Annotated in this window: 9 protein-coding genes; all 9 read right to left on the bottom strand. The window is 33.5% G+C overall.

The window, feature by feature from the left end; genetic code table 11:
- Nucleotides 1-135 precede the first annotated feature (135 nt).
- Nucleotides 136-582 (bottom strand): DUF2846 domain-containing protein, encoded by a 447-nt coding sequence (locus P8H68_RS08660; protein ID WP_300323583.1) that lies wholly within the window; start codon nt 580-582, stop codon nt 136-138.
- Nucleotides 583-768: 186 nt separating this feature from the next.
- Nucleotides 769-2,118 (bottom strand): T9SS type A sorting domain-containing protein, encoded by a 1,350-nt coding sequence (locus P8H68_RS08655; protein WP_300323580.1) that lies wholly within the window; start codon nt 2,116-2,118, stop codon nt 769-771.
- Between the two features lie 192 nt (nt 2,119-2,310).
- Complete coding sequence (locus P8H68_RS08650; protein ID WP_300323578.1) at nt 2,311-3,639, bottom strand: T9SS type A sorting domain-containing protein; 1,329 nt, start codon at nt 3,637-3,639, stop codon at nt 2,311-2,313.
- Between the two features lie 292 nt (nt 3,640-3,931).
- Nucleotides 3,932-4,792 (bottom strand): ATP synthase F1 subunit gamma, encoded by an 861-nt coding sequence (gene atpG / locus P8H68_RS08645; RefSeq protein WP_300323575.1) that lies wholly within the window; start codon nt 4,790-4,792, stop codon nt 3,932-3,934.
- 109 nt (nt 4,793-4,901) lie between these two features.
- On the bottom strand, nt 4,902-6,482 hold the full coding sequence (gene atpA, locus P8H68_RS08640) for a F0F1 ATP synthase subunit alpha (RefSeq protein ID WP_300323572.1): 1,581 nt from the start codon (nt 6,480-6,482) through the stop codon (nt 4,902-4,904).
- A 22-nt stretch (nt 6,483-6,504) separates the two neighbouring features.
- The gene (gene atpH / locus P8H68_RS08635) at nt 6,505-7,062 is read right to left on the bottom strand and encodes an ATP synthase F1 subunit delta (RefSeq protein ID WP_300323569.1); all 558 of its coding nucleotides are present in this window, start codon (nt 7,060-7,062) and stop codon (nt 6,505-6,507) included.
- 6 nt (nt 7,063-7,068) lie between these two features.
- Nucleotides 7,069-7,569: a F0F1 ATP synthase subunit B gene (locus tag P8H68_RS08630; RefSeq protein ID WP_300323566.1), complete on the bottom strand. Its 501-nt coding sequence runs from the start codon at nt 7,567-7,569 to the stop codon at nt 7,069-7,071.
- A gap of 80 nt (nt 7,570-7,649) precedes the next feature.
- On the bottom strand, nt 7,650-7,841 hold the full coding sequence (gene atpE / locus P8H68_RS08625; RefSeq protein ID WP_139957468.1) for an ATP synthase F0 subunit C: 192 nt from the start codon (nt 7,839-7,841) through the stop codon (nt 7,650-7,652).
- 33 nt (nt 7,842-7,874) lie between these two features.
- Entirely contained in the window at nt 7,875-8,987 is a 1,113-nt protein-coding gene (gene atpB, locus P8H68_RS08620) for a F0F1 ATP synthase subunit A (protein ID WP_300323559.1), read from the bottom strand.
- Between the last annotated feature and the right edge of the window lie 21 nt (nt 8,988-9,008).

Here is a 9,008-nt window from a genome sequence, read left to right as displayed (position 1 = left end):
AAATCATATTCATCCGGTCCATTGGTAATAACTCCTGCATACACTGTGAATTTTTCGCTATTGTCATACTGGGAGTAAGTAAATACAGTTCCTAATAAGAATGCGATAAGTATCTTTTTCATAGCTTTTATAGTATTAATTTCTGTATGCACTGATTAGTAACTTTAATTTTTCCATTTCCTTTTTAGCAGTTTCCTCTTTAATTTCTGTCAAAGTAGGACGATTACCATTCAGACCTAATCTTTCATCTTGACGAATAAAATAATGCTCATTGGCTTTCAAATCAAGCTCAATTACCGCCGAACTTTCAGCAGAAAAGGCGGAGAAAGAATAAATACCTGGTTTTAACTCCCATCTAAAAAACGTACCAGGACCGGTACCACCAGCATCCAAGCCATTAATTTTTATATTCGTTGACAAAGCTGCCGCAAACATTCTATTTGGACGATACATATAGACCACACCTTTGTCACTAACTTTATTAAACTCTTTCGCTTTTATACTAGCTTCGTCTGTAGCATTTGATGTAGATGCGCAGGAGACAATCATTAAAACCGAAAATAGAATCATTATTTTTTTCATACTACAAAATTAAATATTTTATACAAACATAATATTAAAACGAGATTATTTTAATCTTACCTAAAATACTATAAGTATTGTAATATGTGAAGAAGTATTAATTAAAGCCTCTAAATCTTTTAGTGAATGGTATGAATAAACAAATAAATGCCTCAATTTACATTGAGGCATTCTTTTTTTGTAATTCTATTCTTTGACAAACTTCATTGAGAGATACGTTTCGCTAGTCTTTATTTTTGCAATGTAAACTCCTGGAGAAAGTTGTGCAACATTAAGTGTCTTTTCGTCCGTTAAGTTTGAAAGGATCAAATTTCCTGAAAGATCAAACACTTCCACTTCTTCTATGAAAGCATCACCAATAATTTCTAATTCTTCTTTAACCACATTTGATTTCAGTCTCACATTTAGATATTCAGTATGAGAATTTGAAGCTGTAGCAGCAACAATTAAATAACCCTGAGAATCCAATTCCAATGATTTTCCCAAACCGGCACCATCTGCAACAAACTGCGATAACTGGGTAGTTGTTAAGCCGTTATTATCTGTACCAAAACGAAATACGTTTTCTTTAAAACCAGTAATATTTACAACAGCTCCTACATCAAAAGTAAGGTTATCAGATTCATCAAAATTAATTGCAGTTACTGCATTATCAATAGTTAAATTTAGAACACAACTGGTGCTTTTCAAGTTCAAAGCCCCCATATTGCTAAGGTTAGCATTTACATTTAAATTCAAGGTATTTAAATTGGCTACTTTCAAGGTACTTTCAATACAATCCGCCGTATTTATAGTCAAGTTGTTAATTCCATTTTGACCACTAGAAACCAATAAATCATCTGTAACAACATGTGAAGCATTTGTTGATATAATTACATTTGTTCCGGTATTCATGTATATTTCATTCGCCGAGATAGTGGCATTTTCTAAAATATTGTAATCTCCTACTTGAGAAAATGTAAAGCGCCAATCTGGAGTCCCTGGACTTACCAATTCTGTCGATACAAAATCACCTTTCATATTTACAATTCCCTTATTATTGATAACCATAACACAGTCAAACAAGACCGAACATGTAGATTCAAAATTTAAAGTTGCACCTGTTTTAAAATTTTTAAAAGCCAAAGAACCTTTAAAAGTTTTATCCGGTACATATAAATCATTCTCAATATGAAAATCATTAAAAAAGGTTAAAGACGAGGTACCTGTAATTATATTATCTACAGCTACATTTTCTGCATTCCAGTAAGAAGTATTAGCTACATCAATTTTAAGATGTAACGCAGCATCGTTCGCTTCATTGATCGTATAATCTCCCGATGTTGTGTCTGTAAATAACCTTTCTGCAGAAATATCAGTATCTAATTCAGAAACCATCTTATCTAAAGTAATCTCATCCGTCGCTATAGGCAAAGTATCATCGGACCAGTTAGTGTTCAAAGCCCAACCGTCGGAAATAGATCCTTCAAAGATTTTTTGAGCCATTAGATTACCACATAAAGCGGTAATAAAAATAAGTGCGTATAATTTTTTCATAATATAAAATGTTTAGATTTTACATTAAAATTATATCAATCGCTCTCCTTGGTTGAAATATTTCTATTAAACAAAAGAAACCATAGATGAACAGACCAAATCCTACTATATATGCAAAACTTAGCTACTGTAAATAAAAAAGCCACTACCGATAGTAGTGACTTCATTTTTATATATTATTTTTTAAAAAATTCAATTCTTAATGAATTTACGTTTTATTTCACCAGATGTAGAATATACTTTTAATGTGTAAACACCACTGGAAAGATCTGAAACATCAATGGATTGATCAAAATTCTCAACCGATTTTAACAATCCTCCAACAGAATTATATATTTCAATCTTCTCTATTGATTCCATGCCATGAATATTAAGTTGATCCTTTACTGGATTAGGTGATAACACAAAGGAGTCGATAGAATCATTTCCATCTATGGAAGCTGCAGCAGCAACAACCAAATATCCATCAGTGTCCAACTCTAAACTCATTCCAGACGCTACACCATCCGCAGTAATTCTTTCTAATTGAGCCGTTGTTAATCCTGTGGCATCCGTACCAAATCTTAGTACATTTTCTTTAAAACCAACTATTGAGAAATCATCAGCAACATTTGTACCTTGACTACTACTATTTGCAAAATGAATAGCAGTAACGGAATCATCTATTGTCATATTTATTGTAGAAACGGAACTAGACATGTTTAAAGTACCTAACGAGTTCAAATTAGCATTAATATTAAAATTAAAAGTACTTCCATTATTTAAGCGTATTTTTCCCTGAATACAATCCTCGGTATTAATCGTTAAATTCGCTGTAGCCCCTCCATTAACAGCAATTTCATCCTCTGTTACTACATGTGAAGCATCTGTAGACATCACGACATTCGAAAAATTATATAAATAAACACCATTAGCAGAAACCGTGGCTGTCCCTAAAAAATTCACTACACCGGCTTGCGAAAATATAAAACGATGATCCGGAACACCCAACACTGCTTCAGTAGAACTAAGCGTACCATAAATATTTACCGTTCCTCTGTTATTGATCACTGTTGGTGTATTGAATACAATTGAACAAGTAGCACCAACTGAGAGCGTATTGGCGACAATGAAATTCTTTATGGTAACATATCCAACCTGGTCATTATCCAAATAAAAATCGTTATTTAATGTAAGCATGCTGGTTCCCGCTCCTTGGTTATAAATTACGGTTGCTGCCTCATCCCAATAAGAGGTTCCAGAAAAACTTTTATGCAAGGTCAATAATTTGGGTGCAACATCTTCTGCAATAGAATAATCATTTGTTGTAGTTCCTGTTTGTAAACGCTCAGCATCAGTATCTCTATCCAACGTAGAAGCTGCAGCAATTGAGCTTATTTGGATAACATCCGTAGAAACGGGATACGTATCATCACTCCAATTTGTTACTTCATTCCAACTTGGTCCAATATCCAAAGTTTTTTGACTGTATAAACAAATGGAAACACTACATAATAAAATAAATAAGTAATTTTTTTTCATATTTAAAAGTTTAAGGTTAGATAAATATTAATGGTTAGTTAAGCCATTTTTAAAAACACTAAAAGACAAATGATTTTAGACATTTAACCTAAAAATAAAAAATAATCTCTTAATTTTCAAAAAAAACAATAACTATAAACCTTGGTTAACACGAGAGCTATAAGCGTAAAAAACACTTTTAAACAAAAAAAAGCTGTAACAAAAATGTTACAGCTTTTTTAAATTATGTATTTAGAAATTATCCGTTCAATGCTTCGAAATTTTAAATTTAACTTCGCTCTGCTCCGTTTAATTATGCATTCAATGCTTCAGCACCTCCAACAATTTCTAATATTTCATTTGTAATTGCAGCTTGACGTGCTTTATTGTATGTCAATAACAATTCATCTCTCAAGGAATTCGCATTATCCGTTGCTTTATGCATTGCTGTCATACGAGCACCGTGCTCTGAAGCAAAAGAATCACGTAACGCTTTAAATAATTGAGTCTTCAAAGATTTAGGAATCAAAGCAGAAATGATTTCTTCTTTTTGAGGCTCAAAAATATAATCTGCAGATACATTTACATCTGTCTCAACAGGCTTTATTGGTAAAAATTGCTCTACTTGTACTAATTGAGTAGCCGCATTTTTAAAGCTATTATAAACCACTTCAATCTTATCATAAGATCCAGCTACAAAAAGTTCCATTAAATTCTCAGCAATTGCAGCAACATTTTCAAATGACAAATCGTCAAAAATTTCACTTTTATTATCAATTACCGTAAAATCTTTACTTAAAATATCGTTTCCTTTTTTACCGATAGATAACAAATCAACTTGTTTTCCTTGGTACTTTTCAGCAACAACTTTTTTAGTTTCTTTGATGACATTAGAGTTAAAACCTCCACATAAACCTCTGTTAGAAGTTACAACAACCATCAACACTTTAGAAACATTTCTTTGCTCTGAATAAACTCCACCTGCATCAGCATCTAAAGTTGCACTTAAATTTTGCAACAACTCTGTAAGTTTATTTGAATATGGACGCATAGCAGTAATTGCATCCTGAGCTTTTTTCAATTTAGCAGCAGAAACCATCTTCATTGCTTTCGTGATTTTCATCGTCGAACCAATCGAAGTAATTCTGTTTCTAATTTCTTTTAAGTTTGCCATTTCTTATTTAATATTTTGTCGATTATGTCAAGTAGCGAACCACTTAAACTTTACAATGACTCAAATCAGCATAGAGTAGTTGAACAACTACTCTATACCAACTAATAATTTATGAAGCGTATTTCGCTGAAATTTCAGCAGCAGCTGCTTCTAATACATCCAAAGATGCTTTTTCTAATTTTCCAGATTTCAAAGAATCTAAAGTATCTCTATGCTTTGTATTTAAGTAAGAAATGAAGTCAGCTTCAAATTCTTTTACTTTATTTACAGGAACATCTTTCAACAAGTTCTTAGAACCTGCATAGATAATTGCAACCTGATCTTCTACAGTATAAGGATCATTTTGACCTTGTTTTAAGATCTCAACGTTTCTTTCACCTTTAGAAATTACATTCATAGTAGCAGCATCCAAATCAGAACCAAACTTTGCGAAAGCCTCTAACTCACGGTATTGCGCTTGATCTAATTTTAAAGTACCTGATACTTTTTTCATTGATTTGATCTGCGCAGAACCTCCTACACGAGATACAGAAATACCAACATTAATTGCTGGACGAACCCCTGAGTTGAATAAATCACCATCCAAGAAAATCTGTCCATCCGTAATAGAAATTACGTTTGTTGGAATATAAGCAGATACATCTCCCGCTTGCGTTTCAATAATTGGCAACGCAGTTAAAGAACCTCCACCTTTGATTTTACCAACCAATGAAGGTGGTACATCATTCATTTTTTGAGCAATAGCATCATTGTTGATTACTTTTGCAGCACGCTCTAATAATCTAGAGTGCAAGAAGAATACATCCCCTGGGTAAGCCTCACGTCCCGGTGGTCTTCTTAATAATAAAGATACCTCACGGTAAGCTACCGCTTGCTTAGATAAATCATCATAAATAATCAATGCTGGTCTACCTGTATCTCTAAAGTACTCACCAATTGCAGCACCTGCAAAAGGAGCATATACTTGCATTGGAGCTGGCTCAGAAGCACTTGCTGCAACTACAGTAGTATAAGCCAATGCACCTTTTTCTTCTAATAAGTTAACGATACCTGCAACAGTAGAAGCTTTCTGTCCAATTGCTACATAAATACAGTAAACTGGCTCTCCTGCATCGTAAAATTCTTTTTGATTCAAGATAGTATCTAAAGCTACTGTAGATTTACCTGTTTGACGGTCACCAATAATCAACTCACGTTGTCCACGACCTACAGGAATCATTGCATCAATAGATTTGATACCTGTTTGTAAAGGCTCAGTTACTGGCTCTCTAAAAATTACACCAGGAGCTTTACGCTCTAAAGGCATTTCAAAAGTTTCACCTTCGATTGGTCCTTTACCATCAATTGGGTTTCCTAAAGTATCAACAACACGTCCAACAATACCTTCACCTACATTTAAAGATGCGATACGTTCCGTACGTTTTACAGTAGATCCTTCAACTACTGAAGTAGATGCACCTAAAAGTACAACTCCAACATTATCCTCTTCCAAGTTCAATACAATACCTTCTAATCCTGATTCAAACTGAACCAATTCTCCGTACTGTACGTTAGATAAACCGTATACACGAGCAATACCATCTCCAACTTGTAAAACTGTCCCAACTTCACTCAATGAAGCTGATGCTTCAAAATTTGTCAATTGTTCTTTTAAAATTGCTGAAACTTCAGCTGCTTTAATTTCTGCCATCTTGAATTATTTTGATGTATAATTAAATTTTTGCAACAAAATGACTGTGGTCAAATTGTCTTTTCAATTCGTTAAAATTATTTGAAATACTTGCATCGTATTGTATATCTCCAACACGTAAAATAAATCCTCCTAAAATATCAGCGTCAACTACATTTTCAACAATAGCTTCGTGACCCGTTAGTTCTTTTATTTTAGCTAGTACTTTTTTATTTAATGCTGCCGTTAATGGTACAGCAGTTGTTACTCTAGCAACGTCAACTAGTTTGTCATGGTCAAACAAAATTGTATACTGCTTTGCAACCATTGCCAACAAAGACAATCTTTTATTCTCTCCCAACAATTTGATCGCACCTAAAGTGATTTGATCAACTGATTTAGAAAAGATAGCATTCAAAGCTTTGATCTTAAGATCCGCTTTGATTACTGGGCTACTTAATACAAGAGCAAGTTCTTCGCTTTCAGAAAGAGTTTTAGCGATCAACTGCATAGAGTTATTCACTTCTGTTTCTTTCTTAGAATCTTTTGCAAGATTCAATACTGCTTTTGCATATCTAAGTGCTGCTCTAGTTCCTTTCATCTTATCTTAGTTTAAAGTAACATCACCTAACATTTTGTCAACTAGTGCAAGTTGATCTTCTTTAGCCGCTAATTCTTTCTGAACTACTTTTTCAGCAATTTCAATTGATAAATTAGCAACCTGAGATTTTAAGTGAGAAATTGCAGCTTGCTTTTCTACTTCAATAGCAGATTTTGCAGCATCAATAATTCCACTTGCTTGTTCTTGAGCTTCCTCTTTAGCGTCAGAAATAATTTTTTCTTTTATCTCACGAGCATCTTTTAATAAAGAATCTCTCTCAGCTCTCGCTTCTTTTAATATTCTTTCGTTATCAGCATTCAAAGATTGCATTTCTTTCTTAGCCTCTTCAGCAGATTCTAATGCATTTTTAATACCTTCCTCTCTATCGTTTACTGCTTCTAAGATTGGCTTCCATGCAAATTTCTTTAACAAAAGAACCAATGCAACAAATAATACTGATTGCCAGAAAAATAAACCTAATGAAAATTGTTCTATTAATTTTTCCATCCTGTGTGTTGTGTTTTTTAATTAATTTTAGGATAAACAATAGCTACAACCAACCGTTGTAGCTATTTGTTTGTTTTGTCTTATGCTGCGAATAAAGCTGCGAAACCGATTCCCTCGATTAAGGCTGCTGCAATCAACATAGCAGTTTGAATCTTTCCTGATGCTTCTGGTTGACGAGCAATAGCGTCCATTGCTGAACCACCAATTCTTCCAATTCCAACAGCTGCACCGATTACGATCAATCCTGCTCCAATGTAATTTAATCCTTCCATGATATATATATTTAATTATTAAACATTCAATTTTTAGTGATCATCATGCTCTTCTACTGCAGAACCGAAGTACAATGCAGATAGCATAGTGAAAATATAAGCTTGTAGCGCCGCTACTAATAATTCTAATAATGATAATGCAAACGCCAATCCAAAAGACAATGGACTTCCAATCCAGTTTTTGAAGATAAACATCATTCCAATGATACTCATCAATACAATATGACCTGCCGTAATATTTGCGTACAAACGAATCATCAATGAGAATGGCTTAATGATAGTACCTAACAATTCGATTGGAATTAATAAAATTTTCATCGGTGTTGGCACTCCTGGCATCCAAAAAATGTGACCCCAGTAATTTTTGTTTGCTGTAAACGTAGTTAAAAGGTATGTGATCAATGCTAATGATAAAGTAACAGCAATATTATTTGTTACGTTGATTCCTACTGGAGTTAGACCTAATAAGTTCACAATCCAGATAAAGAAAAATACGGTTAACAAATAACTCATGTATTTTCTATAATGCTTTTTCCCAATGTTTGGAATCGCAATTTCATCTCTAACATATAAAATTAATGGCTCTAACAAACGACCAAAACCTTTAGGCAATGCGCTTGTTTTGTAGTTTTTTGCCATTCCTGTGAATACCAAAAACATAAACAATGCTACTAAGAAAATAAAACTAACGTTCTTAGTGATTGAAAAGTCAATGGGTTTCGTATTTGTTGCGTGGTGGTGATCATCATAAGTGATGGTACCTGCTGCATCTGTTTTGTAAATTTTACCGTGATATAATTTAAAAAAGCTACCGTTGTTTTCTGCAACCGTTTCTCCATGATGAAATTTAGATGAAGAAAAAACGTTTAACCCAGATTCAGCATCGTATAAAATAACTGGTAAAGGAGATCCAACATGAACCTCTTTTCCGTGCTCATCTTCGTAAGAAAACAACCCAAAATCATGAGAATCCAACAAGTGATGGTTGATAAACTCTTTAATTTCTTCCCCTAAAGAAGCCTCAGTTTCTTCAGTATGGCTAGTTGAATGTTTAGCATGTTCATTATCGTGGTGTTGCGCTACCGAAATAAACGAAACTAAAAACAATAAAAACGTAATCTTTTTGATTAAAAAATCTCTTCGCATAATCTATAAATAAACGTGTCT

Origin of the sequence: Flavicella sp., assembly GCF_029238425.1 — a bacterium.
GTDB lineage: Bacteria > Bacteroidota > Bacteroidia > Flavobacteriales > Flavobacteriaceae > Flavicella.
The sequence above is the reverse complement of the archived record's forward strand: the minus strand, read 5'-3'. Positions and strand labels throughout refer to the sequence as shown.

What these genes read in the sequence shown, in the direction of transcription:
- P8H68_RS08660 (WP_300323583.1), bottom strand. Translation starts at nt 582, where the DNA reads ATGAAAAAAATAATGATTCTATTTTCGGTTTTAATGATTGTCTCCTGC.
- P8H68_RS08655 (WP_300323580.1), bottom strand. Translation starts at nt 2,118, where the DNA reads ATGAAAAAATTATACGCACTTATTTTTATTACCGCTTTATGTGGTAAT.
- P8H68_RS08650 (WP_300323578.1), bottom strand. Translation starts at nt 3,639, where the DNA reads ATGAAAAAAAATTACTTATTTATTTTATTATGTAGTGTTTCCATTTGT.
- atpG (WP_300323575.1), bottom strand. Translation starts at nt 4,792, where the DNA reads ATGGCAAACTTAAAAGAAATTAGAAACAGAATTACTTCGATTGGTTCG.
- atpA (WP_300323572.1), bottom strand. Translation starts at nt 6,482, where the DNA reads ATGGCAGAAATTAAAGCAGCTGAAGTTTCAGCAATTTTAAAAGAACAA.
- atpH (WP_300323569.1), bottom strand. Translation starts at nt 7,062, where the DNA reads ATGAAAGGAACTAGAGCAGCACTTAGATATGCAAAAGCAGTATTGAAT.
- P8H68_RS08630 (WP_300323566.1), bottom strand. Translation starts at nt 7,569, where the DNA reads ATGGAAAAATTAATAGAACAATTTTCATTAGGTTTATTTTTCTGGCAA.
- atpE (WP_139957468.1), bottom strand. Translation starts at nt 7,841, where the DNA reads ATGGAAGGATTAAATTACATTGGAGCAGGATTGATCGTAATCGGTGCA.
- atpB (WP_300323559.1), bottom strand. Translation starts at nt 8,987, where the DNA reads ATGCGAAGAGATTTTTTAATCAAAAAGATTACGTTTTTATTGTTTTTA.